The sequence below is a fragment of the Arenimonas composti TR7-09 = DSM 18010 genome, from assembly GCF_000426365.1.
Lineage (GTDB): Bacteria > Pseudomonadota > Gammaproteobacteria > Xanthomonadales > Xanthomonadaceae > Arenimonas > Arenimonas composti.
Map to the genome: position 1 here is coordinate 14775 of NZ_AUFF01000010.1, position 25625 is coordinate 40399.

A 25625-nucleotide genomic window follows, 5' to 3' on the forward strand; every position below is an offset into this window, starting at 1 on the left:
AGGAGCGGCTTCAGCCGCGATGTCTTTCGCGCGCGCTTCGCGCGCGCTTTGCGCGAGTGGAGAAAGGCATCGCGGCTGAAGCCGCTCCTACAGGGGGTAAGGGCTCAGCCGCACGCTGACGCGAGCGCCCGGATCTCCTCCAGCATCCGCAACCGCTGCGGCATCGCCGCGGCGGCGTCGCCGAGCACGGCCTTGCGGCGGGCGCGGCCGTCGGCGTAGCGGCCCTGGCGGCATTCGAGGTCGGCGGTGAGCGCGGGCAGTTTCCAGTGCACGCCGACGTCGTTGTCCGGGTCCGCCGGCGGCGCCGTGCCGACCGCCTCGAGCCGCGCGGCCGCCGCGGCGAGGTCGCCGGATTCCAGGGCCAGCCGCAGCGAGGCGATCGTCGTCGTCGCATGCAGCGGATCGCCGTTGCCGATGCCGGCCGCCTGCAACTCGCGCACCGCCGCGGCGAGCGCGTCCGCCGCCGTGGCGCCCTGGCCTCGCGCCCGCGCGACTTCGGCGAGCAGCAGGTGGGCGCGCGCCGCGACGCGCGGCTGGTCGCCGAGCGCGAGCTGCAGGCATTCGCGCGCCAGCCGTTCACCGCTCTCCGGCTGCCCGAGCGCCAGCCGCACCTCGGCGAGGTCGCAGAGCACCGAGCGGCGCAGCACGATCTCGTTGCTGCGCCGGCGCAGCTGCAGGCTCTGCTGCAGCGAACGTTCGGCGTCGGCGAGGCGGTTGCGTGCCCAGGCCAGGCGGCCGAGCAGCTGCCAGGACGCCGCGACGTCGGGGTGTTCGGGGCCGAAGCGCGCGAGCATGCGCTCGTGCGCCTGGGTCAGCATGCGCTCGGCCTCGTCGAGCTTGCCGCCCTGCACCAGCACCGCGCCGAGCGGCTGCTGCACGCCGGCGGTCAGTGGATGCTGCGGGCCGAAGCGGCTGAGCGCGATCTCCAGCGACTGGCGCAGCGAAGCCTCGGCCTCCATGCGGTCACCGATCTGCAGGTGGAAGGCGCCGAGTTCGCGCCAGATCTCGACGCCGAGCGCGTTGCGGTCGCCGCCACTCTCGCGCAGCAGGTCCAGCGCCTCGCGCATCGCCCGGATCGCTTCCGGGTAGCGGCCCTCGTCGGCGAGCAGGCCGGCGAGGTCGGCCTGGCTCTCGGCCTGCAGAGTCAGTGCATCGGCGAGTCCGCGCCGGCGCAGGTCCAGGGCCTGTCCGAACAGGTCGCGGGCGACGTCGACGCCACCGAGCGCGCGCCGGCAGCGGCCGAGCTGGGACAGGTATTCGGCGGCTTCGCGCGGATGCCGCAGGGCCAGGTCCTGGCTGACCGCCATCCACGGCGTCAGCGTGCGGATGCAGACCTCCGGCTGGCCGAGTGCGCGCAGGCTGCGTCCGCGCAGCGCGGCCGCTTCCAGGCCGATGCGCGCCACCGCGTCGCTGCCGAGCCCGGCCAGCACCTGCGCCTGGCGATCGAGCAGGTCGAGCGCCTCGCGATCGTCGCCGAGGCCCTGGCGCAGGCGCGCGACCAGGCCGAGCAGTTCGGCGCGCAGCTGCGGCTGCCGGATCAGCTCGGTGTCGGCGCGGCGCACGCCGGCGTCGAGCAGGCTGCGCACGTCGAGGCTCGGACCGCCGCCGGCCTGGTCGGTGTCCTCGAACAGGGCGACCACGAAGGCCTGCATCGCCTGCGCCCGTTCGGCCTCGTCCACCGCGCGCTTCGCCTGCCAGGTGACGAAGGCGAGCGACGCGACCATCAGGATCGTCACCGTCGTGCCGACGCTCACCGCCAGCGAATTGCGGCGCAGGAACTTCAGCGCGCGATACGGGAAGCTCTGCGGCCGCGCCAGCACCGGCTCGCCGCCGAGGTAGCGGCGCAGGTCCTGGGCCAGCGCCTCGACCGACACGTAGCGGTCCTCGGGCAGCTTGGCGAGCGCGCGCAGCAGGATGTTGTCGAGGTCGCCGGCGAGTTCGCGGGCGATCCGGCGCTGGTGCGGCAGGGCGCTCTCGCGGGCGACGCGCGCAGCCATCACCGAGGGCCGCACCGGATCGGCGGTGAGGATCGCCTCCTCCCAGGCCGCGTCGGTGCCGCGCTCGGGCTCGTAGGGCTTGCGCCCGGTCAGCACCTCGTAGAGCACGACACCGAGCGAGTACACGTCGGTCATCGTCGTGATCACGCCGTTGCGCAGCTGCTCGGGCGCCGCGTACGTCAGGGTGAAGGCGCGGGTGCCGGTGCCGGTGATCTCGGTGGTGTCGAGTGAGGCCTCGTCGAGCAGCTTGGCGATGCCGAAGTCGAGCAGGCACACCTCGCCGGCCGGCGTCACCAGGATGTTCGAGGGCTTCAGGTCGCGGTGCACGACCAGGTTCGCGTGCGCGTGGCTGACCGCGGCGCAGACCTGCAGGAAGAGTTCGAGCCGCTCGGGAACGCCGATCGCCAGCTTCGCCGCGTAGTCGGTGATCGGCTCGCCCTGCACGTAGTCGAGCGCGAGGAAGGGCTGGCCGTCGGTGCTGACGCCGGCGTCGAGCAGGCGGGCGATGTGCGCGTGGCCGAGGCGGGCGAGGATCTGCCGCTCGCGGTTGAAACGGTTGCGCAGGCCGGCGTCGCCGAGCCCGGGCCGCAGCAGCTTCAGCGCGACGCGGCGGTTGTAGAGGCCGTCGGCGCGGCTGGCCAGCCAGACCTGGCCCATGCCGCCTTCGCCGAGCGGGCGTTCCAGCCGGTAGGGACCGATCTGCTGGCCGGGCTGCGGCGCGAAGGCATTGGCGTCGACGACCGACTGCGAGAGGAAGTCGGGGCGTTCGTCGTCGAGCGCGAGCATGCGCTCGAGCTCGGCGGCGCTGTCCGGGTCCTGCGCGGCGATCGCGGCGAGGCGGGCGGCACGGCGGTCCGGTTCCAGTTCGAGCAGCTCGTCCAGCAGCGCCGAGAGCGTGGACCAGCGTCGCGTGTCCACCCGTGCGGACCGGCCCGGGTCAGCCCTGCAGCGCGGCGAGCAGGAACATGCGCGCCTTCTGCCAGTCGCGGCGGATGCTGCGCTCGGAGCGCTTCATCAGGCCGGCGATCTCGGTCTCCGACAGGCCGGCGAAGTAGCGCATCTCGACCACCTGGGCGAGCCGCGGGTCGAGGTCGTGCAGCTTGTTCAGGGCGACATCGAGGCCGAGCATGTCCTCGTCCAGGCGCATGCCGCCGCCGGCGTCCTCCGGCAGGTCGGTGACGCGGTGCAGATCGCCGCCCCGCTTCACCGCCAGGCGCTGGCGGGCGTAGTCGACGACGACGCTGCGCATCGCGCTGGCGGCGTAGGCGAAGAAGTGGGCGCGGTCCTCGAACTCGGCTTCGGCGCGGCCGGCGAGCTTCAGGTAGGCCTCGTGCACCAGCGCGGTGGTGTCGAGCGTGTGGCCGTGCTGCTGGCCACCGAGCTGGCGCCGGGCCATGCCGTGCAGTTCGCGATAGAGCGTGGCGAGCACGCGGTCGAGCGCCGAGCGGTCGCCGCCACGCGCCTCGGCCAGCCACTGGGTGATGTCGGCGGTTTCGTTCATGACTCCCCGGTCCCGTCTGCGCGGGATGCGCCACTATAACGCCGGGAGGATTGAGAAACGAGAAACGAGGAACGAGAAACGAGTGAAAGCCCGCGCCTTCGGCGCGAGTGATTAGTGGCGCTCACGCCGTGGCTGCCCGGCCGCCCCACTCGTTTCTCGTTCCTCGTTCCTCGTTTCTCATCTTCACCGCTGACACCCCGAACACCACACCGTCGCCCGCCCGCCCATCTGCCGGCCACGCAAGGGCCGGCCGCAGTGCCGGCAGGGCTGGCCTTCACGCCCGTAGACCTGCAGTTCCTGTTCGAAGTAACCCGGCGCGCCGTCGGGGCTGAGGAAGTCGCGCAAGGTGGTGCCGCCGCGGGTGATCGCGTAGGCCAGCACCTCCTTCACCGCGGCGGCCAGCGCCCGGTAGCGCTCGCGGCTGACCGCGCCGGCGGCGCGACCCGGGCGGATGCCGGCACGGAACAGGGCTTCGGCGGCGTAGATGTTGCCGACCCCGACGACCACGGCCTGGTCCATCAGGAAGGCCTTCACCGGCGCCTTGCGGCCGCGGCTCAGCGCGAACAGGTAGTCGCCGTCGAAGGCGTCGGCGAGCGGCTCGGGGCCGAGCCCGGCGAGCAGCGGATGCGTCTCGCCGGCCGGCTGCCAGAGCAGGCAGCCGAAGCGGCGTGGATCGGTGAAACGCAGCACGCGGCCCGAATCCAGCACGAGGTCGACGTGGTCGTGGCTGCCGACCGGTGTCGCCGCCGGCAGCACGCGCAACATGCCCGACATGCCCAGGTGCATCAGCGCGCTGCCCGGTGCGGTGTCGAGCAGCAGGTATTTCGCGCGCCGGCGCACGGCCAGCACCGGTTGCCCGGGCAGGTTCGCGCCCACTTCCGGCGGGATCGGCCAGCGCAGGTCCGGCCGGCGCAACACGACGCCGGTGATGTGCCGGCCTTCGACGTGCGGCGCGAGGCCGCGGCGGGTGGTCTCGACTTCGGGCAGTTCCGGCATGGGCGGAGTCTAGTTCGTAGTTCGTAGGAGGTACGAGGTAGTCGCAGACGGCGATGCCGCGCCGGCGACCACTACCTCGTACCTCGTACGAACTACGAACTACGAAGTCCGCGGTTCACGTGCCAGGAGGCGAGCCGCTGTAGTCTGGCGTCGTCTCCCGGAGTTCCCCCATGCCCGAAGCCCTGCTCGAGTTCCTCTCCCGCGGCCTGACCCAGGCCACCTGGTGGCAGATGCTGCTCGTCCTGGTCGTCGTCGGCCAGCTGACGATGGCCTCGACCACGCTCTACCTGCACCGCAGCGCGACCCACCGCGGCGTCGATTTCCATCCGCTGGTCGCGCACTGGTTCCGTTTCTGGAACTGGCTGACCACCGGCATGGTCACGAAGGAGTGGGTGGCGATCCACCGCAAGCACCACGCCCACTGCGAAACCGCCGAGGATCCGCACAGCCCGCGCTTCGAAGGCCTCGACACCGTGCTCTGGCGCGGCAGCGAGCTCTACCGCAAGGCGGCGCTGAACCGGGCCGACATGGACAAGTACGGTCGCGGCACCCCGGACGACTGGATCGAGCGCCACCTCTACACCCCGCACGACCGCCTCGGCCCGACCCTGACCCTGTTCGCCTACACCGCCCTGTTCGGCATTCCCGGCATCGCGCTGTGGGCGCTGCAGATGATGTGGATCCCGTTCTGGGCCGCCGGCGTGATCAACGGCCTCGGCCACTGGTGGGGCTATCGCAACTTCGACACCCACGACACCGCGACCAACCTCGCGCCCTGGGGCCTGTGGATCGGCGGCGAGGAACTGCACAACAACCACCACGCTTTCCCCAGCTCGGCGAAATTCGCGCTGCGCCGATACGAGTTCGACATCGGCTGGGCGGCGATCCGCGGCCTGCAGCTGCTCGGTCTGGCGAAGGTGCTGCGCGTGGCGCCGGTGCTCGACGTGCGCCCGAACATCGCGGCGCCCGATGCGGAAACGCTGAAGGCGATGATCGCGCACCGCTGGCAGGTCGCGACCGACTACTTCCAGATGGTGCTGAAGCCGCATCTGCAGGCGGAAGCGCGTGACCTGCCGGGGCGCCTGCGCCGCGCGTTCCGCAGCGACGGGCGCTGGCTCGACGAGGCGCACCGCGCGACGTTCGCCGCGTGGATCGCCGAGCGCCCGAACACCCAGCGCCTGGTCGAGTTCCGCACCCGCCTGCTGGCGATCTACGAACTGCGCAGCGCCGCCGCCGAAGCCAAGCTCGAGGCCCTGCGTGCCTGGTGCGCCGAGGCCGAGGCCTCGGGCATCCGTGCGCTGGAAGAGTTCTCCGCGCGCCTCAAGGGCTACTCCATGGCCTGACACCCCCGTTGTAGGAGCGGCTTCAGCCGCGATGCTTTTTTTCCGCAGGAAACGGACAAGAGCATCGCGGCTGAAGCCGCTCCTACAGAGGTGCAGCTCTGCGGATCCAGGCGCCGCCGCGGCGTGACGGTGGTCGCGCTTTCACGGCGAAACCCTGTTCCTTGGTACGACCGCCGGCCTCCCCGGAAGCGGGTAATCTTCGGGAAGGCCCGTCACGACCCGATTCCGTCATGCACGAACACCTGCACCCCGTCCCGCCCGAATTCGCGGCGTCCGCCACCATCGACGCCGACGCCCTCGCCGTCGCGGTCGCCCGCGCGCAGAACGATCCCGACGCGCACTGGCGCGACGTCGCCGCGCGCCTCGACTGGATGCGCCCGTTCACCACCGTCAAGGACGTGAACTTCGCGCGCGACGATTTCCGCATCCGCTGGTATGCCGACGGCGAACTCAACGTCGCCGCGAACTGCCTCGACCGCCACCTCGCCGGGCGCGGCGACAAGACCGCGATCGTCTGGGAGGCCGACGACCCGGCGACGCCGCCGCGCCACATCAGTTATCGCGAACTGCACGGCATGGTCTGCCGGCTCGCGAACGCGCTGACCAACCTCGGCGTGCGCAAGGGCGATCGCATCACGATCTACCTGCCGATGATCCCGGAGGCCGCCGTGGCGATGCTCGCCTGCGCGCGCATCGGCGCGGTGCACTCGGTGGTGTTCGGCGGCTTTTCGCCGGAGTCGATCGCCAACCGCATCGCCGACAGCAGCAGCAAGCTGGTGATCACCGCCGACGAGGGCCGCCGCGGCGGCAAGTCCGTGCCGCTGAAGGCCAACGTCGACGAAGCGCTGCGCAAGCCGGGCACGACCAGCGTCGAGACGGTGCTGGTCGTGCGCCACACCGGTGCGCAGGTGCAGATGCAGATGCCGCGCGACCGCTGGTACGACGTGGTGGTCGACGGCCAGGCCTCCGAACACGCGGCGCCGGCGATGAATGCCGAGGATCCGCTGTTCATCCTCTACACCTCCGGCAGCACCGGCAAGCCGAAGGGCGTGCTGCACACCACCGGCGGTTACCTGGCCTGGGCGGCGTACACGCACGCGCTGGTGTTCGACCTGAAGGACGACGACGTGTTCTGGTGCACCGCCGACGTCGGCTGGGTCACCGGCCACAGCTACGTGGTGTACGGACCGCTGGCCAACGGCGCGACGACGGTGATGTTCGAGGGCGTGCCGAACTGGCCGGACGTGTCGCGCTTCTGGAACGTCGTCGACCGCCACCGGGTCACGATCTTCTACACCGCGCCGACCGCGATCCGCGCGCTGATGCGCGAGGGCGAGGACGCGGTGAAGCGCACGTCGCGCGCCAGCCTGCGCCTGCTGGGCAGCGTCGGCGAACCGATCAATCCGGAGGCCTGGGAGTGGTACCACCGCGTCGTCGGCGACGGCCGCTGCCCGGTCGTCGACACCTGGTGGCAGACCGAAACCGGCGGCATCCTGATCGCCCCCGTGCCGGGCGCGGTGGCGGCGAAGGCCGGTTCGGCGACGAAGCCGCTGCCGGGCGTGTTTCCCGCCCTGCTCGACGGCGAAGGCAACGAACTGGAGGGCGCCACCGAAGGCAATCTCGTCATCCGCGATGGCTGGCCGGGCATGATGCGCACCGTCCACGGCGACCACGCGCGCTTCCTCGAGACCTATTTCAGCCTGTATCCCGGCTATTACTGCACCGGCGACGGCGCCCGCCGCGATGCCGACGGCTACTGGTGGATCACCGGCCGCGTCGACGACGTGCTCAACGTCAGCGGCCACCGCATGGGCACCGCCGAAGTCGAGAGCGCGCTGGTCTCGCACCACGCGGTCGCCGAGGCTGCGGTGGTCGGGGCACCGCACGACATCAAGGGCCAGGGCATATATGCATTCGTCACGCTGAAGAGTGGCGTCGAGGCCGACGACGCGCTGCGCGGCGAACTGGTGAAGCATGTGCGCACCGGGATCGGGCCGATCGCGGCGCCGGACTGGATCCAGTGGGCGCCGGCGCTGCCGAAGACCCGCAGCGGAAAGATCATGCGCCGCATCCTGCGCAAGATCGCCGAGGCCGGTCCGGACGGCGTCGACCGCGCCGCGCTCGGCGACACCACGACGCTCGCGGACCCGGCGGTCGTGGACGCGCTGGTGAACGGGCGCGTGCGCTGAAGCGCCGCGAACACTGACGATGGCAACCGTCGGGCGCCGATGCTCAGCAGGGCGCCTCGCCTTCCTTCTTCAGTTCCGATCCGTGGTTGCTGCGCCCGGCCCGCTGCCCGGGGACGGCGGCGACGCTGCTGACCAGCGGATCGTCGATGCCCAGTGCGTGGTGCCGGTAACTGGACCAGCGCCAGCGCGCCGCGGCCTCCACCAGGCCGGCGCGCACCGGGGCCTGCTCGATCGCCTCGCGGCAGGTCGCCAGCGCGGCGGCGCCGCGCACCGGCGTGGTCCGCGCTCCCCGCCACAGGCGCCCACGGCGACCGGTGCTGGCATTGAAATGCGGCACGTAGCCGGCGCCGGCGCGGGCGAGCAGGCGACCGGCGGCGCGGGTGTCGTCCGCGCTCAGCAGCAGTTCGAAGCCGTCCGGCAGCAGCACGTAGGCGTGGATCGCGCAGCCCTCGGCCTCGGCGGCCCGCCGCAGCAGCGCGAGGAAGCGCCAGTAATTGGCCGCATGCGCGAAGCAGTCGCCGCCCACGCAGGACTGCACGACATGGAGACTGGGCGCGGGTGGTGGGCGGGGCATCGGCGGCAGGGTTCAGCGGCAGGGGATTCGGGGCCGTCAGCATCGCCCCCGGCGGGTGTGACCCGTGTGCACGTTCAGCGCGCCGGCGGCGGCGGGAACGCCGCGCCGCCACCGTCGAATCGACCTCATTCTGCCGTCATCCTGTCGCTATCCTGCGTCGAACGGCGACGATCGTCACCGGATGGCAGCGAACCCCGGAGCTTTCGGTGCGTGCACACGTCCTGATGCTGAGCCTCGCGCTGGCGACTGGCCCCGCCGTCGCCGCCTCGTCCATCGACCCCTGCCCGGACCTGCCGTCCTGCCTGGCACGGCTGGCCGAGCTGGCCGCTGTCGACGAACCGGACGGCGGCATGAGCGGCGATGAGGCGGCGCTCGCCCGTCGTCTCGCCGGCATGCCTGAGGCCGTGCCCGAACTGGCCGCCCGCCTGGTCGGCCCCGACCCTGCCATCGCTGAACAGGCGTCGATGGCGCTGGCCCGCGCGCCCTACATTCCGACCGAGTTCCTGCCGCAGCTGCGCGTTGGCCTGGAACGCGGACTGGGCTGGCTACCGCCGGCACTGGCGGCCGTGCCCGGCGAGGAAGCGGCGGCGCTCGCCGTCGAACACTACCTGGCCGATCCGGGTTCGCCGCAGAACCAGCACGGCTACGCGCTGCGCAAGCTGGGAGCGCGGGCGATCGCGCCGCTGCTCGCCGCCGCGCGCTGCGGCGCGAACTGCGACGTTCGCCGCAGCTGGCTGATCGGCCAGGCGCTCGCCGAGAACCCCGACGGGCCGGACGCGGCGCCGGACCTGGTGGCGCTGGCCGGCGACCCGACCGTGACACCGTCGGAAGCCGCGCATGCGCTGCAGAGCCTCGAGGGACTCGGTCCTCGCGCCCGCCACGTCGCCCCGGCGCTGCTTGCGCTGGCGCAGTCCCGCCCGGTGCTCGCGACGGCCGTCGAGGACGCCGCCTTCGCCCTGCGCCTGCCGGAAGCGGCACCGATGGTCGCGCGTACGCTCGGGCATTCGCCGTCGAGCCGACTGCTCCAGGATCTGGCCGAGTTCGGGGCCGATGGCGGCGCCGCGGTGCCGGCGGTGCTCGCCCTGCTCGATGCTTCGTACGCCGGCCCGACGGGCATGTTCGACAACGCCGACGACCTGCGCGTCGCCGCCGCCCGCACGCTCGGCGCGATCGGCGACGAACACGTGGTTCCGGTCCTGCGCGCGGCGCTGGCCGACGAGCGCGACCTGCGCGTGGTGCGCGCGGCCGCGGAGTCGCTCGGACGTCTGCGGGCGGTGTCGGCGCGCGACGCGGTCGAGACCGTCGCGCGCAGCCACTACCACCCGCTGGTACGTGCCGGCGCCGCAGCCGCGCTGGCCCGTCTCGACGCAGCGGACACCGACGTCTCCGACGTCGCCGATCGGGATGGCCAGGATGCCGTCGCCGGGTCGCTCAATCCCTTCGAGATCTACACCGGCCTGCCCGGCTACCTGGGCGGCTGCGACCCGCTGCCGCCGGCCAGGCGGCCGCGGCGCGGCGAACTGCGTGCCGACCGCCCGGAGCATGCGGCATCGCTGGCGCGGCTGAGCTACGACGCCATCGTCTTGTCCTACGGCGCCGACGACGCGGACGAACAGCGCGCCGAAGCGCTCGCCCGTGGCGAGGAGACGCCGATCATCCGCGTCGACGCCGGCAACCTCCTCGAGCACCGCACCCCCGTGCGACAGGTTCCGGTCGCGGCACTGCGTGTCCAGGACGGCTGGCTCGTCGGCGGCAGTCGCGGCGAGTGGGGCGGCGAACTGATGTTCCTGCCGACGCAGGGCGAGCCACGCCAGCTCTACGACGGCAATGTCGAGGACATCCACCGGCTCGGCGAGCGCATCGTCGTCACGACGGGCCTGGCCCATCTGTTCGTCAGCAAGGGCCGCGTGCTCGAGGTCGTGCGTGAAGGCGAGGACTGGCGAGCCACCGTCTGGCGCGTGCTGCCCGGTGCGCCGGTGCGCTCATGGTCACTGCGCGACGGTCGCCTGCTGATCGACACCGCCGGCGGCGGCAGCGTGATCCTCGATGCCGACGGCCGGTTCACCATGGCCTGCGAGCTGGCGCCGCAGCACTCCTGAGGCAAGCGCCGCCCGGCCGCCGCGCCTACCTCGTACCTCGTACGAACTACGAACTGCTTTCCGTCCGGTTCCGCCCCGCCTGCTTCGCCCGGTACAGCGCCATGTCGGCCCGGGCGAGCGTCTCCGCCACCGGCTCCTGCGGCCGGTGTTCGGCGATCCCGGCCGAGAAGGTGATGCCGAGGCGGCCGGCGACCGTCTCGAAGGGCACGGCGAGCACCAGTTCGCGCAGGCGTTCGATCGCCCGCTGCGCGCCGGGCAGCGGCGTGTGCGGCAGCACCAGCAGGAATTCCTCGCCGCCGTAGCGGCCGAAGGTGTGGTCGACCTCGGCCGCGGCGCGATCGCCTTCCGGGGCCGCGCCGGTGGCTTCGCCGGGGTCGTCGACGCGGCCGATCCAGTCGATCTTGCGGGCGCAGGCGAGCGTGCGCGCGGCGAAGCCCTTCAGCACGTCGTCGCCGGCGGCATGGCCGTAGCCGTCGTTGATCTGCTTGAAGTGGTCGAGGTCGATCAGGCACACCGAGAACACGTGCCCGAAGCGCTCCGAGCGTTCCTTTTCGCGGCCGAGGATGTTCAGCAGGTGGCGGCGATTGAAGACGCCGGTCAGCTCGTCGTGGCTGACCAGTCGGCGCAGGCGCTCGCCGGCGGCGGCCAGTTCCTCGTTGCGCCGCTGCAGGCGCGCGCGCAGGCCGCCGACGTAGCTGCCGAGCAGGGCCAGCCACAGCAGGATCATCGCCAGCGACAGCAGCCGCAGCCATTCGCCGCGCAGCATCGGATCGGTCGGCGGCACGCCCGGGTTCTCCCAGAGCACCAGGCCGAGATAGCCGCCGGTCGCGGTCGCCACCAGCACCAGGAAGCGGCGGGTGTCGAGCGCGAACACGCCGAAGAACAGCGAGGCGACGAACAGCATCAGCAGGATCGTGCGCGCGTTCGGATCGACCGCGTGGTGCAGCATCGCCAGCGCCGCCACCTGCGAGACCAGCACCTGCCAGAAGGTCAGGCTGGGGTCGCGCAGCGCGCGCGTGCGACCACTGGCGATCAGCACGTAGAACACCAGGTTCACGACCAGGGCGATGCCGAAGAACAGCGCCGTGCCGCGCCAGCCGAAGGTCATCCAGCCCTGCAGCACCGCATAGGCCAGCGGCAGCAGGAACATCAGCCACGTGGCCAGGCCCATCAGCTGGCGGCGCAGGCGTCGCGGCAGGTCCGGGTCGGTGGGTGCTTGCGTCATCGCGTCGTCGCAGGTCGGTCCATGGGCACTATCGCCGAAAGCCGGCGGGTTCTGCGCGAAGGCTCAGCGCCGGCGCTCGCGGTAGCGCGCGTGCAGGCCCAGTACCGTCTCGACGTAGGCCTGGGTCTCGGCATAGGGCGGCACGCCGTCGTACTGCTCGACCGCCGGCGCGCCGGCGTTGTAGGCGGCGGCGATGCGGGCGAGGTCACCGGGCCAGCGCCGCTGCAGTTCGCGCAGGTGCAGGGCGCCGGCGAGGATCGACTGGTTCGGGTCGAAGGGATCGGTGACCTCGAACATCGCCGCGGTCTCCGGCATCAGCTGCATCACCCCCATCGCCCCTTTCGGCGACACCGCCTGCGCATCGAAGCCGCTCTCGACCTGGGCGACCGCGCGCAGCCAGGCCTCGTCGACGCCGCTGGCGCGGGCGGCGGCGGCGAACTCGCCGGCGAACACGTCCCAGCGCGGCGGTCCCGGATCGGCACGGCCACGATGCGCCGGCGAGTCCGGCGGCGCGGGCACGCTGAAGGCCAGCACCCGCACACCGCCGTCGAGCTTGCGGGTGCTGAGCCAGGTGCTGCCGTCCTCGCGCCGGTATTCGTAGAGCACCCCGCGCTGCGCGCCGGGGACCTGCCACAGGTCGGGCAGCTTCGCGGCATCGGCGTCGAAGCTGATCGCGGTGCAGCGCGAACCGGGCTCCGGCGCGGTCGCCAGGCTGACCGTGCCGCCGGCGGTGCAGCGCCAGACGGTGCGCGTGGCTTCCGGCGCGCCCGCCCCGGTGACTTGTGCGGCGGCCGGCCCGGGCGCCGCGATCAGCAGCACCACGCCGAGCCGGCGCGCCAGGGCGGTGGCGCACAAGGCTGGCGGCGCCTCGGGTTCGCGGCGGTTCGCGGAGCGGGCCATGCCGGCAGTCTAGGCCCGGGCGGTGGTGATGCCGCGAAGCCGACGCTTGCCCGGCGGACGGCGACTCAGAGCCCGGCGCGGCGCATCCACGGCGCCGCCAGCCGCGTCGTCGCCGCCGCCAGCGCGGCGATCGCCGCCCGCGTGCGCCGCGGCGCCGCCCGGGCATCGACCAGGCTGTACTCGATCGCCGGGCGGCCGCCGCGCGTGCGCTTGAACGGGCCGACGCCGGCGCTGAGATTCAGCCGCTCGCCGCGCTCGATCGCGCGCGCGAACACCGCCGCGGTCAGCCGCCGGTACAGCGCCTCGCGCTGCGGCCGCGCGGTGTCGTAGCCGACCAGCGGCGTGGTCGCGACGCCGCCGAGCAGGAAGATGCCGGCGATCCAGGCCAGGCGGCCGTCGTCGCCGCGGCCGCCCTGCAGTTCGAGCAGGCCGGCGGCATGCCAGCGCTGCAGGAAGGTCGCGTCGTAATCGGGATTGAAGCGCGAGTACTTGTCGCGATAGAGCAGCGCATACAGCTCCGCCGCGCGCGCGAAGTCGGCGGCGGCGAAACCCTCGCGCTGCGGCGGGTAGCGGCCGTCGTGCAGCCGCTTCAGGTCGCGGCGCAGGTCGGCATGGCGACGCGCCGCGACCGCGGGATCGTCGACCAGCCAGACTTGCCGGCTCGCCAGTGCGACGAAGCCGCGTTCGCGCAGCGCGGCGATCCAGTCGCCGTGTTCGCCCTCGTTGAGCGAGCGCCACCACACCGCCCGCCGCGGCCAGCGTTCGCGCGCGGCCTGCAGCCAGGCGTCGAGCAGCTGCGGACGCAGCGGTGGCTGCAGGTTGGTCGACAGCAGCCACTGGTTCAGCGTCACCGCGGTGTCGATGCGCGCCGCCGCGAGCGCCGCGTCGAGCGCGGCGAAAACCGGCGCCAAGAGCCGGCCCGCGCGCGGGTAATGCCGCTCCGTCTCGGCCTGCGCATAAGCGGCGTAGGCGCGGCGCGGCGAGGCGACCCAGGCCTCGCCGCCGTCGCCCGCGACGACGCCCACCGGCAGCGCGACGCCGCCGGCCTCGAGCAGGGCGAGTTCGCCGTGGTGATTGCGTGGGCGCACGCCGTCGGCATGGATCGCGACGAGGGCGCGGCTGCGGGCGTCGAAGTCGGCGAGTGCGTCGTCGTCGTTCACGAGGGCAGTGCTTCGCCGTTGAACTCGATGTCGCCGGTCGCGGCGGCGCGCAGGCCGACGCCGCGCGCCTTCGCCTGACGCCGCCACGCCAGCAGGTCGTGCAGGCTGCCGGCCAGCGGGCCGCGGTCGCCGGCGCGCGTGATCACATCGTCGGCCGACCGCCAGTCGCGCCACCATTCACGCGCCCGGCCGGAGCGCAAGGCCTGCATCAGCCCGGCCGTAGCCATCATCGCGCCGAGCATCGCCGCGCGGCGGTGGCCGGGCACCAGCACCGGCCCGTCGTGATCGCCGGCGAGCGTCGCCGGCAGCGGATCGCAGGCCGCGAACAGATGCAGGCCGCTGGTCGCACGCGGATTGCATTCGATCACCGCCAGCCGGCCGTCGGCGGCCTGGATCCAGTCGAAGCCGATCTGGCCGGTATAGCGCTGGCGCGCGACGAATGCCGCGGTGAAGGCGCGGATCGCCGGCAGCTCCACCGGCGCGAAATGGAAGCTGGCGCTGTCGCCGAGTCGCCAGGCCGGCCGATACGCGGAACAGGCGCGCAGCACGCCGTGGTCGGCGACCGCGTAGGAACAAAGCTCCCGGCCGGCGTGGAAACGCTGCGCCGCCCACGCGCCTTCCGGCAGCGCCGGTGCCTCCTTCGGCAGGCCGCGCGGATACAGGCGCACATGCACGCCGAAGCGCGAGAACTCCGGCTTCAGCACCAGCGGCTCACCGCCGGCCCAGTCGCGCGCCTCGGCGAGCGAGTGCACGCGCCGGGTCGCCGGCACGTCGACGCCGACCAGGGCGCCGGTCTCCCTCGCCGTGGCGATGAAGTCGACCTTGCTGTGCAGCCGCCGCATCGTCGCGAAATCGGCCACGACGACGCGCACATCGTCCGGCAGCCGCTCGCGGTAACGCGCGAGGTAGAAGGCTTCCTCGCAGGTCGGAATCACCAGCTCCACCGCGTATTCGCGCACGCCGGCGGCGAGCGCGGCGGCCCAGGCCAGCGGCTGCTCGCGCGGGGGCGGCAGGGCCAGCGTCGCGGCGACGGCGCGCGAACGCGCGCTCAGCCCGCAGGCGGTCGAGTCCGCGGCGATCACCCGCCAGCCGGCCGCCGCGAAGCGGCGCGCCAGGTCGAGCGCGACCGGCGCGCGCGCGCCGAGGATAAGCACCGTGCGCATCAGCGCGGCGCCGCCGCCGGCCGCCATTCGCGGCAATGCGAGGGCACGATGCGCAGCGCGGGTTGTGCGCGCTGCAGCGCCTGCAGTTTCGCCAGCGTGTCGCGATAGCGCGCGGTATCGCCGAGCCAGGCGGTGACCAGGGCCGGCGGCGGCACGTTGTCGCGGATCGCCGCGCTGCTCCAGGCGGCGTCGGCGACCAGCAGGACCGGGCCCTCGGCATCCTCGAACAGCAGGCCGACGTGGCCGCGCGCATGCCCGGGCAGCGGCACGATCACGACGCTGCCGTCGCCGAACAGATCGCGTCCCTGCCCGAAGCCGGCCGTCGCCGCCGGCAGCGCAGCCGCGGCGCAGTCCTCGAAGAAGTGCAGCCGGCGCCGCGCATCCTCGTCGAGCAGACGCGGAATCAGCCCGCGGCGCAGCGCCGCGACCCGCCCGAGCGCGCACAGTTCGTCCCAGGCCGCGCGCGCGAGGCCGATGCGCGCCTTCGCGAAATCGCCGACACCGCCGACATGGTCGCCGTGCAGATGCGAGAGCAGCACCCAGGCGATGTCGCCCGCGGCGATGCCTTCGCGCTGCAGCTGTTCGGCGAAGGACGCGCCGGTGCGCAGGTGCACCGGCGTCACCCAACGGTAGAGCCGCTCGGGGAAACCATCGGTGGCGCGGAAGAAGTGCCGCGAATAGCCGGTGTCGAACAGCAGGTGGCCGTGTCGCGGGTGCGTCAGCCGGAACACCAGGGCCGGGAATTCGCAGGCGGCCAGCGGCGCGCCGGCGCGGGTCGCGCGCTCCGGGTGCCGGCAGAAACCGGCTTCGTAGATCTTCCACTGCAGCCGCGTCGCGCTCACCGCGGCGTCTCCCCGGCGCGCCAGGCGGCAGCGTAACGGGCCAGGCCTTCGCGCACGTCGATGCGCGGTTCCCAGCCGAGTTCGCGTCGCGCCCGCGAGATGTCGAGCGTCTGCGACCAGCCGATCACGCCGATGCCGTAGCGGGTCAGCGGCGGCTCCGGGCAGCCCGGGCGCAGGCGCGCGACGGTTTCCGCGACACCGGCGGCAGCGACGGCGAGCGCGCGCGGCACGTGCCGCAGGCGCACGTCCATCGCGAGCGCCGCGAACAGCATCTCCAGCAGTTCGCGCACCGTCACCGGCGCGCCGTTGCTGAGGTTGAAGGCGCGGCCGTCGGTGGGCACCGCGTTCTCGACCGCGCAGACGATCGCGTCGGCGATGTTGTCGACGCAGCTCACGTCGATGCGGGCGCGGCCGCCGCCGACCAGCGGGAAGCGCCCGCGCGCGGCGACCGCGAGGATGCGCGGCAGGATCGCGCGGTCGCCGGGCCCGAACACCGCCCGCGGTCGCAGCACCAGCGCCGGCAGCCCGGCGGCGACCGCCTCGCGCACCGCCAGTTCCGATTCCCACTTGCTGCGCGCGTAATCGGTGATCCAGCGCCGCGGCGGCAGGAAGTCCTCGCCGACGTCGAACTGGTCGGCGAAGCGGAAATAGATGCTCGGCGAACCCAGATGCACGAAGCGGCGCACGCCGGCTGCACGCGCCGCCGCCAGCAGGCGCCGGGTCGCGTGCACGTTGTCGCGTTCGAAGGCCGCCGCCGGGCCCCACGGCGACGAACGCGCGGCGCAGTGCACGACGGTGCCGACTCCGGCGAGCAGCAGATCGAGCGGCGCCTCGGCGAGATCGGCCGCGACGGTGTCCAGCCGGCCGCTGCGCCCGCGCCCGCCATCCGCGGAGGCCGTCGCCGCGAGCGCACGCAGCCGCGCCAGCGCCGCCGCATCGCGACCGTTCGCGCGCACCGCATGCCCACGCGCCGCCAGCGCCAGCGCTGCATGCCAGCCGATCAGGCCGCTCGCGCCGGTGACGAGGATCCTTGTCACCAGCGCAGCACCGCGCCGCCGAAGCTCAGGCCGGCGCCGGAACCGACCAGGGCGACCAAGTCGCCGCGCTGCAGCCGGCCCTGTTCGACCGCCGCATTCAGCGCCACCGGCAGCGAGGCCGCCATCTGGTTGCCGCGGTCCTCGAGCACCCGCACCAGCTTCGTCGCCGGCAGCCCGAGCGCGACTTCCAGGTGGGCCAGCGCCTTGGCGCTCGCCTGGTGCGGCACGAAGGCGGCGAGATCCTGCAGCGCGCAGCCGGCGTCGCCGAAGAGCCGCTCGAGGAAACCGGGCAGCAGCCGCGCCGCCATCCGGTAGGTGGCCTTGCCCTGCATGCGGAAGCGGGCGCCGGCGACATAGGCCTCCGGATCCTCGTGGATGCGGATGCGGGTGCCGCCGGATTCGACCTGGCAGAAGTCGGCGCCGGCCGAATACGTCTCCAGGCGGGCCGCCAGCAGCGCCGGGGCGCCGTCGCCGTCGCCGCCGTCGACCACCACCGCGGCGGCGCCGTCGCCGAACAGCGGTGCGGTGTCGGGGTCGTCGGGGTCGAGGCCGGCGGAGGCCACCTCGGCCGCGACGATCAGCACGCGCTTCCAGCGCCCGGCGGCGATCGCCAGCGCCGCGTGGTCCAGCGCGACCAGGAAGCCGAGGCAGGTGGCATTGACGTCATAGGCCGTGATGCCGCTGTCCTGCAGGCCGAGCCGGCGGTGCACCAGGGCGGCGGTGCAGGGAATGGCCTGCTCGCCGACACTGTTCGCGCACAGCACGGCGTCCAGTTCGGAGGCTGCGAGTCCGGCCCGATCCAGCGCCACCCGCGCGGCGGCGGCGGCCATCGCCGAGGCCGCCTCGTCCGGGCCGGCGACGCGGCGGCTGGCGACGCCGGCATGGCGCCGGGTCCAGCCCTCGCTGCGGCCCCAGCGGGCGTCGAATTCGCGCGAGTCGAGGATGCGGACCGGCCGGTACTCGCCGGTTCCGAGGATGCGCAGCGGCAGCGGGCGTGCAGACATCGGAGAACCTGGGGGAAAGCGTGGCTGCGAAGCCTGCGCGGAGCGGCGCCGCAGCGGCAAGGCCCGTTCGCGGGTGTTGCGCGCGGCGACCGGAGCGGTAGCAGTCGCTGATACCCTGCGCGCGTTCGGGGAGGAGGCGCCATGGCCCAATCGAAACTGCTCCTGGAAGCGATCCGCGCCCGCCTGCGCGCGCGCGGCATGACCTACCGCGAACTCGCGGCGCAGCTCGGCGTCAGCGAACCGACCGTGAAGCGCGACCTGAGCCGCGGCGATTTCCCGCTCAGCCGGCTCGACCGCATCTGCGACGTGCTCGGTGTCACCCTGGCGGACCTATGCAGCGGCGAACACGACGGCCCGCCGGTGCTGACCCAGCTCAGCGCCGAACAGGAAGCCGCGCTGGTCTCCGACCCGAAGCTGCTGCTGGCCGCCTACCTGCTGGTCAACGACTGGAAGTTCGCCGAGATCGTCGCGACCTACCGCTTCGACGAGAACGACCTCGTCAACCTGCTGCTGCGCCTGGACCAGCTGCGCATCGTCGATTACCGGCCGCCGTACCGGGTGCAGAAACTCACCGCGCGCAACTTCGCCTGGCGCAAGGACGGGCCGGTGCAGGAGTATTTCCTGCGCCGGGTGGTGCCGGAATTCCTCGGCGGCGGTTTCGAAGGCGCCGGCGAGGGATTCCACTTCATCGCCGGCCTGCTGTCGGAAGCCTCGCGCCAGCACGTGGCCGCATCGCTGCAGCGGCTGGTGCAGGAGTTCGAGGAACTGGCGCGGCGCGATGGGCGCCTGCCGCTGGCCGCGCGCGACGGTTGCAGCGCGGTGCTGGCGCTGCGGCAGTGGGAGTTCTCGGAGTTCACGGCGCTGCGTCGCTGAGGTCTTTCCGGACGGGGGCGTACGGTTTCGCGGCGATGGACAGTGCGCGCGCGGCGCAGCGAAAATCGCCGCATGCACCTGACCGTGACCGCCGAACGCAGCCTCCCGTGCACGCCCGAAGTCGCGTTCGGCATGGCGACCGACCCCGATCGTTTCCCGACCTTCTTCACCGGTTTCGGGCCGATCCCCGGGATCATCGGCATCCGCCTGCATTCGCCACTGGCGGTCGGTTCGCAGCGGCGCGTGCACAGCGCCGACGGCGTGATCCTCACCGAGCGCGTCACCGAACACGATCCGCCGGTGCGGCATGGTTACACCCTCACCGGTTTCCGGCCGCCGATGTCCTGGTTCATCAACAAGGGTGAATCGATGTGGACCTTCGCCGGCCACGAGCTCGGCTGCCGGGTGGTCTGGGCGTTCGAGTTCTCGCTCAACAAGCGCTGGCTGGCGCCGCTGTCGTCGATCATCGTGCACGTGCTGATGCGGCGGGCGATGCACCGGTGCCTGAAGAACATGCAGCGCGCGCTGGTCGCGCCGGCGGCGGCGAAGGCCACCTGAGCCCGCCCTGACGGCTTACGGGGCCGTCACGCCGCCGCTGGCAGGCTGCCGCCGGCATGGAACCCCGGACCCGACGAAGGCTCAAGATGATCGCGATCACGGTCGTGCTCACCGTGCTCGCGGTGACGCTGCTGGCCAATTTCAGTCGCAGCGAGAAGGCGGTCGAACACACCCTGGCGCACCAGTACACGGTGCACGAGCCGCAGTTCCGCCGCGAGATGGGGGTGATGCTCGGCCCCAGCATCACCGGCGGCAACCACGTCGATGCCTACGACAATGGCGACGAGATCTTCCCGCCGATGCTCGAGGCGATCGCCGCCGCCGAAAAGACGATCAACTTCGAGACCTACATCTACTGGTCCGGCGACGTCGGCCAGCAGTTCGCCGATGCGCTGTCGGAACGTGCGCGCGCCGGGGTGCGCGTCAACGTGATCATCGACTGGGTCGGCGGCATGAAGATGGAGAATGCGCTGCTCGACCAGATGGTCGACGCCGGTGCGCACGTCGAGCTGTACCGGCCGCTGCGCTGGTACAACCTCGGCCGCCTCAACCACCGCACCCACCGCAAGCTGCTGATCGTCGACGGCGCGGTCGGCTTCACCGGCGGGGTCGGCATCGCCGACGTCTGGAGCGGCCATGCCGAGGACCCCGACCACTGGCGCGACATGCACTTCCGCGTGCGCGGCCCGGTGGTCGCGCAGATGCAGGCGGCCTTCAACGACAACTGGATCAAGGTCACCGGCGAGGTGCTCAACGGCGAGGACTACTTCCCGCCGCTGCAGCGCGCCGGCGACATGGACGCGCACCTGTTCATCAGCTCGCCGTCCGGCGGCGGCGAGAGCATGCACCTCATGTATCTCATGGCGATCGCCGCCAGCCGCCGCACCATCGACATGCACGCGTCGTATTTCGTTCCCGACGAGCTCGCGGTGCAGGCGCTGCGCTCGGCGCTGCGCCGCGGCGTGCGCGTGCGCGTGCTGGTGCCGGGCGAGCACATCGATTCGGAGACCGTGCGCATCGCCAGCAAGCGCCTGTGGGGCGAGCTGCTGCGCGAGGGCGCCGAGATCTACGAATACGAGCCGACGATGATGCACGTGAAGTCGATGATCGCCGACGGCTACATGGTCTCGGTCGGCTCGACCAACTTCGACATGCGCAGCTTCAGCCTCAACGACGAGGCCAGCCTCAACGTCTACGACGAGGCCTTCGCCGCGCACATGACCGCGGTGTTCGAGGAAGACATCCGCCACGCCAAGAAGTACGACCACCAGATGTGGCTCGAGCGGCCGTGGAAGGAGAAGTTCATGGAGTCGGTGGTGATGCCGTTGCGGTCGCAGCTGTAGCGCCGTAGGGTACCGGCAGACGCTCTGCTCCGGAGGGAGCGATAGAGTCATGTGCAGGTTCGCGCGAGCCTTCCCCGGTGCGTTGTTTCTTCTGGCCGCAGGCTCGCAACGGGGAAAGAAGGGTCAGCGGTGGAGCCCTTGCGACTGGAACTGGAACGGCTCACCGGCGCGCAAGCGCGGCAATGCGGCCGGTGATCCGTTGTCGCTGACGCGCTTTCCGACTGGGCTGCAGGAATGAGTCTGGTCCCCGGTATGCCGAGACGACCGGAAGAAAGAAGCGCGAAGCGGGCGTTCCTGGTCGGTTCGGTCCTCCTGCTGATCGTCGTCCCCGGGGTATTCCTCGTCATCCGCGACGCTGCGCTCGAGACGGACTTCTGTCCGGCTTGCAGGACGATGGTTGTGCTGTGCTGCAAGCCGAAGGACTATTACGCTCCGATCTTCGAACGAAGGATGGACCTGCAAGCCGGTGAGGAGGTCGTCGTCAGCGCGACGCCGATCTATCCGGGGCTGCATGGAGTGGTCCTGAACATCGAGGCGGGCCCTGTTCCTGAGACAAGTGGTCTTGTCTGCGCGATCGACGGCAGGGAGCTCGCCCCTGTTTCAACCGACACCAGAATTTTCGACAGTCTTGGGGAGGGGGTGAATCTCGCGACATTCGACATCGAACGAGCGCACCTTGGTAAACCACTGATCTGCCGGTTCACGGCGGACTCGTCGGCGACAGGAGGGGTTCTCCGAATGGCGAAGAAGTCCGATCTGTAGGTCGCCGATGCCGTTGCGCTGCCGTGATCGTGGAGAAGGTGAGATCGCATGAATTCGTTCCTGACGATGAATATTCGGCTTCTCGAGTGGATCTGCCGCTTGGGCTGTGGGTTGGGAATTGCTGTCGCCGCAGTCAGCGCTGTTCGCATCTCGTACATCTACAAGGTCTTGAGGGGGTACGGCATGCACGCGACATCGGTCGGAAATACGGAGGCCTACTCAATCGCGCTCGGGGCGCTTCCGGAAACTGTGGATCTCCATCTGCTTCTGATATTCGCGGGCGTCGGTTTGATTCTACTTTTCGGGTCACTGTGGAAAGCGGTCAGGCGCCGGGCTGTGGAAACATGAGCACTCGTCGTCTTGCCAGTGTCGAAATCGGCGAACCTCGCAGACCTACGCACAGCCCAACGGCGCCACCGTCACGTTGCCCGCCGGCACGTGGGACTACGGCTACAACGCATTCGGCTACCGCGCCACGAAGAACCGCGCCGCGCCGGCGCAGACCACGCGGTCGCTGTATTCCCCCGGCGGCGTGCTGCTCGCCGACACGAACCCCGGCTCGACGACGCTGGACACCATCTACGTCTGGAACGAAGGGCAGCTGGTCGGCCTGATCCGCGGCGGCCAGGTCTATTCGGTGCATGGCGATCACCTCGGCCGGCCGGAAGCCGTCACGAATGCGGCGAAGGTGGTGGTCTGGCGCGCGCACAACCTCGCGTGGGATCGGCGTGTCACGGTGGACACGATCGGTGGACTCGACATCGGGTTCCCGGGGCAGCGGTACGATGCGGAGGCTGGCAGCTGGTACAACGTTTTCCGCGACTACGATGCTGGAGTGGGTCGATATCTAGAAAGTGATCCGATCGGCATCGGCGGAGGTGCGAATACCTATGCTTATGCCTTGGGCAATCCGATCAGCAAGGTCGATCCACTTGGACTGAAAGCTCACAGCGAATGCGAAACCAATGAAATCCTTGCTTATGCAAGGGTCAGCGCTCGCGTTCCTCTCGGCTTTGTTGCGCTACTCATCAATCACTTTCCGTTGGGAATCTTGGACTTCAAAGGTCGGAATGGACCTGACGGCGACACATTCATCGTCGATGGGCATACGCTCAACTCGGCGCAGTTCGGAAACTATATTGCAGGGTATAGTGCGGCCTATCATAGTTCTGGTTGGGTCGCGGTTGGATTGATGCATGCAGGCGGCGCGGCCGTTCAAGGCGCCGAGTATCTGATCCTTGTAGGGCCAGAGAACGGAGCGGAATGGAACTGGGACATGGACAGCGCCGCAGACATTCACGATGGAGCGGAAAGGGCAATGTCCGAGATTTGGAACGATCGCAGCATTGGATGTGGATGCGAGTAATGACCTCTGCTTCCTTTTGGACTATCTGCGCACTGATCGTCGTTGTGGGCGTGTTTGGTATGGCGACGCGCGAATCTCGCAGACGGACGGTTGCGATTTTGGCCCTGCTTGGATTGGCGCTGATTGTGTACTCGTTGGGAGCTATCGCCCCACGAGGAGCGTGGGTGTCCGCCGACCCGGAGTCCGGCTGGGTTGTCGCCGATGTCACGAGGACAATGATTCAGTTGCTGCGGCTTCAATCCCTCATCGTGGTGCTTCTCGTAGGTTGCTATCTATCTCGGAACAACAGGCGCTAGGGAGGTGGCAGCGTTACCAAGGCCTGTTCACGCCAACCCCGCCTTTGATCACGGGAACGACTGCCTGGGAAAGGTCGGAGGCTCGATGCGAATCGGGCATCGCTATTGACCAACATGATCCGTTGTTGACTGCGCGCGCACACTCTCAAATCTAGGCTCGCCGAACGATCCAGCCGGGGGATGCGAAGTGACAGCGAAACTTCCGCGGCGAGCTCCCGCCGCGTGCCCGTGCTGGCCGCTGCTCACGACGCTGCTCTTCGCCGCAACGCCCACGACCGCGGCGGCCGCAACGCCGGGCGGCCGCGGAACCGCACCCGTTCTGGATCCCGTCGTCGTCACCGCCACCCGCGACGAAGTCATCCGCGCCGACGTCCCCGCCTCGATCGACGTCGTCGACGCCGCCGACCTCACGCTCGCCCGTCCCGCGCTCAGCCTCGCCGAAGCGCTGCCGCGCGTGCCGGGCCTGGTCGTGCGCGACCGCCAGAACCAGGCGCAGGACCTGCAGCTGTCGATCCGCGGCTTCGGCGCGCGGGCGACGTTCGGTGTGCGCGGCGTGCGCCTGTACGCCGACGGCATCCCGGCGACGATGCCGGACGGGCAGGGGCAGGTGTCGCATTTCGCGCTCGAAGCGGCGCAGCGGATCGAGGTGCTGCGCGGGCCGTTCTCGGCGCTGTACGGCAACGCGTCGGGCGGCGTGCTCGCGGTGTTCAGCGCGCCGCCGCCGGCCGCGGCGGAATTCGAGGCCGGCGCGCTGGTCGGCAGCGACGGGCAGTGGCGGCTGTCGGCGTCGTGGCGTGGGCCAGTCGGCGGAATCCGCGATGACGACACGGCCGCCGGTGACCCGCGCCACGGCCTGCGCGTCGACGCCGCACGCGCCGCCGGCGACGGCTTCCGCGACCACAGCGCGTGGCGCCGCGACACCGGCCAGGCGCAGCTGCGCGGCGCGCTCGGCCGCGGTCGCTACACGCTGCTGCTCAACACGCTCGACCTGCGCGCCGACGATCCGCAGGGCCTGACCGCCACCGAACTCGCGCTCGACCGCCGCGCCGCGAGTCCGAATTCGCTGCTGTTCGACGCGCGCAAGACGGTGGCGCAGGAACAGCTCGGGACGCGCCTCGAATGGCCGGTGGGCGAGACGCAGGCGTTCGAGGCCGTCGCGTGGCGCGGCCGCCGCGCGACGTGGCAGATGCTCACGGTGCCGGCCGCGGCGCAGGGCGCGCCATCGCACGGCGGCGGCGTCATCGACCTCGACCGCGACTACCACGGCGCCGACGCACGCTGGCAGTGGCATGGCGACGCCGCCACGCTGACCCTCGGCGCCAGCCGCGAAGTCGCGTCCGAACGCCGCCGCGGCTTCGAGAACTTCGACGGCGCCCGCCTCGGCGTCGTCGGCCGCCTGCGCCGCGACGAGGACAATCGCGTCACCAGCGACGACGTCTACGCCCAGGCCGACTGGCGCCCGGGCGAACGCTGGCGGATCAACGCCGGCCTGCGCCACAGCCGCGTGCGCTTCGCCTCGCGCGACCACTTCGTCGCGCCCGGCAATCCCGACGACAGCGGCGGCGTCGGCTACACGCGCGCGACGCCGGTGCTCGGCGTGCTGTGGCGCGCCGACGACGCCTGGGCCGTGTACGCGAACGCCGGCACCGGCTTCGAGACGCCGACGTTCGCCGAACTCGCCTACCGCCGCGACGGCGGCAGCGGCCTGAACATCGCGCTGCGCCCGGCCCGCAGCGTGCACGCCGAGGCCGGCCTGCGCTGGCGCGGCGCGCGCGCCGACGCGACGATCGCGCTGTTCCAGGCGCGCACCCGCGACGAACTGGTGGTCGTCGCCAACCAGGGCGGGCGCAGCTACTTCGACAACGCCGGCCTGTCGCGCCGCCGCGGCGTCGAGGCGGCCTTCGAAGCGGAACTGGCGCCGGCGTGGCGCTTCGCCGCGTCGTACACCTTCCTCGACGCCCGCCACCAACGCGATTTCGCCACCTGCGCCACACCGCCGTGCACGGGCGGCGACACCCTGCTGATCCGCGCCGGCGCGCGCATCCCCGGCCTCGCCCGCCACACCGGCTGGGCCGAACTGCGCTGGTCGCCGGACGCGCGCACCGACGTGCTGCTCGAAGGCCGCGCCACCAGCGCGATCGCCGCCAGCGACGGCGACCCCGGCGCTTTCGCCGCGGGGCATGCGCTGTTCGGGATGGGCGTCGAGCACCGCTTCGGCCGACGCGACGGCGACGGCCAGCCCGTCTGGCGGCTGTTCGCGCGCATCGACAACCTGCTCGACCGCGACGTCGTCGGCTCGGTGATCGTCAACGACGGCAACGGGCGGTTTTACGAGCCGGCGCCGGGTCGGACGTGGCAGGTGGGGTTCAGCGCGGTCTGGTGACTCGCAGCATCGCG

The 25625-nt window shown here is 71.5% G+C and carries 21 protein-coding genes; 10 read left to right on the forward strand and 11 right to left on the reverse strand.

Going from position 1 to position 25625, the window contains the following annotated elements:
- Window positions 1-104: 104 nt before the first annotated feature.
- The 3 genes from K311_RS0111755 to mutM form a co-directional block, all read right to left on the reverse strand.
- Window positions 105-2915, reverse strand: coding sequence for a serine/threonine-protein kinase (locus tag K311_RS0111755; RefSeq protein WP_026817475.1), 2811 nt, complete (start codon window positions 2913-2915; stop codon window positions 105-107).
- Window positions 2916-2934: 19 nt separating this feature from the next.
- Window positions 2935-3498: an ECF-type sigma factor gene (locus K311_RS0111760; RefSeq protein ID WP_026817476.1), complete on the reverse strand. Its 564-nt coding sequence runs from the start codon at window positions 3496-3498 to the stop codon at window positions 2935-2937.
- A gap of 183 nt (window positions 3499-3681) precedes the next feature.
- Window positions 3682-4494, reverse strand: a complete 813-nt coding sequence (gene mutM / locus K311_RS0111765; protein WP_026817477.1) for a bifunctional DNA-formamidopyrimidine glycosylase/DNA-(apurinic or apyrimidinic site) lyase — start codon at window positions 4492-4494, stop codon at window positions 3682-3684.
- Between the two features lie 170 nt (window positions 4495-4664).
- On the opposite strand from mutM, the gene K311_RS0111770 reads away from it, so the two are divergent.
- Both K311_RS0111770 and acs read left to right on the forward strand, forming a co-directional pair.
- Window positions 4665-5837: a DesA family fatty acid desaturase gene (locus K311_RS0111770; protein WP_026817478.1), complete on the forward strand. Its 1173-nt coding sequence runs from the start codon at window positions 4665-4667 to the stop codon at window positions 5835-5837.
- A 230-nt stretch (window positions 5838-6067) separates the two neighbouring features.
- Entirely contained in the window at window positions 6068-8026 is a 1959-nt protein-coding gene (acs, locus tag K311_RS0111775; RefSeq protein ID WP_026817479.1) for an acetate--CoA ligase, read from the forward strand.
- 43 nt (window positions 8027-8069) lie between these two features.
- On the opposite strand, the gene K311_RS18720 is transcribed toward acs, so the two are convergent.
- Window positions 8070-8564, reverse strand: a complete 495-nt coding sequence (locus tag K311_RS18720) for a hypothetical protein (protein WP_154659548.1) — start codon at window positions 8562-8564, stop codon at window positions 8070-8072.
- Window positions 8565-8806: 242 nt separating this feature from the next.
- On the opposite strand from K311_RS18720, the gene K311_RS0111785 reads away from it, so the two are divergent.
- Window positions 8807-10699 (forward strand): HEAT repeat domain-containing protein, encoded by a 1893-nt coding sequence (locus K311_RS0111785; protein WP_026817480.1) that lies wholly within the window; start codon window positions 8807-8809, stop codon window positions 10697-10699.
- A 46-nt stretch (window positions 10700-10745) separates the two neighbouring features.
- Here the strand turns inward: K311_RS0111785 and K311_RS0111790 are convergent, their stop codons facing one another.
- From K311_RS0111790 to K311_RS0111820, 7 genes are all read right to left on the reverse strand, one after another.
- Window positions 10746-11924: a GGDEF domain-containing protein gene (locus tag K311_RS0111790; protein WP_026817481.1), complete on the reverse strand. Its 1179-nt coding sequence runs from the start codon at window positions 11922-11924 to the stop codon at window positions 10746-10748.
- Window positions 11925-11987: 63 nt separating this feature from the next.
- Window positions 11988-12824, reverse strand: a complete 837-nt coding sequence (locus K311_RS0111795; RefSeq protein WP_425476586.1) for a lytic transglycosylase domain-containing protein — start codon at window positions 12822-12824, stop codon at window positions 11988-11990.
- Between the two features lie 65 nt (window positions 12825-12889).
- On the reverse strand, window positions 12890-13984 hold the full coding sequence (locus K311_RS0111800; RefSeq protein ID WP_026817483.1) for a hypothetical protein: 1095 nt from the start codon (window positions 13982-13984) through the stop codon (window positions 12890-12892).
- A complete protein-coding gene (locus K311_RS0111805) occupies window positions 13981-15147 on the reverse strand; it encodes an ATP-grasp domain-containing protein (protein WP_026817484.1) in 1167 nt (388 codons plus the stop codon). Before K311_RS0111805 ends, K311_RS0111800 begins: the two co-directional genes overlap by 4 nt.
- Complete coding sequence (locus K311_RS0111810; RefSeq protein WP_026817485.1) at window positions 15147-15989, reverse strand: MBL fold metallo-hydrolase; 843 nt, start codon at window positions 15987-15989, stop codon at window positions 15147-15149. Before K311_RS0111810 ends, K311_RS0111805 begins: the two co-directional genes overlap by 1 nt.
- A complete protein-coding gene (locus K311_RS0111815) occupies window positions 15986-17026 on the reverse strand; it encodes an NAD-dependent epimerase/dehydratase family protein (RefSeq protein ID WP_026817486.1) in 1041 nt (346 codons plus the stop codon). The genes K311_RS0111810 and K311_RS0111815 overlap by 4 nt, the downstream gene beginning before the upstream one ends.
- The gene (locus K311_RS0111820) at window positions 17023-18030 is read right to left on the reverse strand and encodes a beta-ketoacyl-ACP synthase 3 (RefSeq protein WP_026817487.1); all 1008 of its coding nucleotides are present in this window, start codon (window positions 18028-18030) and stop codon (window positions 17023-17025) included. Before K311_RS0111820 ends, K311_RS0111815 begins: the two co-directional genes overlap by 4 nt.
- 141 nt (window positions 18031-18171) lie before the next feature.
- Between K311_RS0111820 and K311_RS0111825 the strand changes: the two genes are divergently transcribed.
- The 7 genes from K311_RS0111825 (at window position 18172) to K311_RS16740 (ending at window position 25611) form a co-directional block, all read left to right on the forward strand.
- Window positions 18172-18903, forward strand: coding sequence for a helix-turn-helix domain-containing protein (locus K311_RS0111825; RefSeq protein WP_026817488.1), 732 nt, complete (start codon window positions 18172-18174; stop codon window positions 18901-18903).
- Between the two features lie 72 nt (window positions 18904-18975).
- The gene (locus K311_RS0111830; RefSeq protein ID WP_026817489.1) at window positions 18976-19461 is read left to right on the forward strand and encodes an SRPBCC family protein; all 486 of its coding nucleotides are present in this window, start codon (window positions 18976-18978) and stop codon (window positions 19459-19461) included.
- Between the two features lie 86 nt (window positions 19462-19547).
- Window positions 19548-20804, forward strand: a complete 1257-nt coding sequence (locus tag K311_RS0111835) for a phospholipase D-like domain-containing protein (RefSeq protein ID WP_043797223.1) — start codon at window positions 19548-19550, stop codon at window positions 20802-20804.
- Between the two features lie 234 nt (window positions 20805-21038).
- Entirely contained in the window at window positions 21039-21566 is a 528-nt protein-coding gene (locus tag K311_RS0111840) for a hypothetical protein (protein WP_026817491.1), read from the forward strand.
- Between the two features lie 48 nt (window positions 21567-21614).
- Complete coding sequence (locus K311_RS0111845) at window positions 21615-21914, forward strand: hypothetical protein (RefSeq protein WP_026817492.1); 300 nt, start codon at window positions 21615-21617, stop codon at window positions 21912-21914.
- Window positions 21915-21990: 76 nt separating this feature from the next.
- A complete protein-coding gene (locus K311_RS18180) occupies window positions 21991-22932 on the forward strand; it encodes an RHS repeat-associated core domain-containing protein (protein WP_245570661.1) in 942 nt (313 codons plus the stop codon).
- A gap of 483 nt (window positions 22933-23415) precedes the next feature.
- Window positions 23416-25611, forward strand: a complete 2196-nt coding sequence (locus K311_RS16740) for a TonB-dependent receptor family protein (RefSeq protein ID WP_051240067.1) — start codon at window positions 23416-23418, stop codon at window positions 25609-25611.
- Window positions 25612-25625: the final 14 nt, after the last annotated feature.

Excerpts from the sequence above, each read along its gene's own strand:
- K311_RS0111795 (WP_425476586.1), bottom strand. The coding sequence starts at position 12,824 with ATGGCCCGCTCCGCGAACCGCCGCGAACCCGAGGCGCCGCCAGCCTTG.
- K311_RS0111835 (WP_043797223.1), top strand. The coding sequence starts at position 19,548 with ATGATCGCGATCACGGTCGTGCTCACCGTGCTCGCGGTGACGCTGCTG.
- K311_RS0111825 (WP_026817488.1), top strand. The coding sequence starts at position 18,172 with ATGGCCCAATCGAAACTGCTCCTGGAAGCGATCCGCGCCCGCCTGCGC.
- acs (WP_026817479.1), top strand. The coding sequence starts at position 6,068 with ATGCACGAACACCTGCACCCCGTCCCGCCCGAATTCGCGGCGTCCGCC.
- K311_RS0111840 (WP_026817491.1), top strand. The coding sequence starts at position 21,039 with ATGAGTCTGGTCCCCGGTATGCCGAGACGACCGGAAGAAAGAAGCGCG.
- K311_RS0111790 (WP_026817481.1), bottom strand. The coding sequence starts at position 11,924 with ATGACGCAAGCACCCACCGACCCGGACCTGCCGCGACGCCTGCGCCGC.
- K311_RS0111805 (WP_026817484.1), bottom strand. The coding sequence starts at position 15,147 with ATGCGCACGGTGCTTATCCTCGGCGCGCGCGCGCCGGTCGCGCTCGAC.
- mutM (WP_026817477.1), bottom strand. The coding sequence starts at position 4,494 with ATGCCGGAACTGCCCGAAGTCGAGACCACCCGCCGCGGCCTCGCGCCG.
- K311_RS0111760 (WP_026817476.1), bottom strand. The coding sequence starts at position 3,498 with ATGAACGAAACCGCCGACATCACCCAGTGGCTGGCCGAGGCGCGTGGC.
- K311_RS0111820 (WP_026817487.1), bottom strand. The coding sequence starts at position 18,030 with ATGTCTGCACGCCCGCTGCCGCTGCGCATCCTCGGAACCGGCGAGTAC.
- K311_RS0111770 (WP_026817478.1), top strand. The coding sequence starts at position 4,665 with ATGCCCGAAGCCCTGCTCGAGTTCCTCTCCCGCGGCCTGACCCAGGCC.
- K311_RS0111830 (WP_026817489.1), top strand. The coding sequence starts at position 18,976 with ATGCACCTGACCGTGACCGCCGAACGCAGCCTCCCGTGCACGCCCGAA.
- K311_RS0111845 (WP_026817492.1), top strand. The coding sequence starts at position 21,615 with ATGAATTCGTTCCTGACGATGAATATTCGGCTTCTCGAGTGGATCTGC.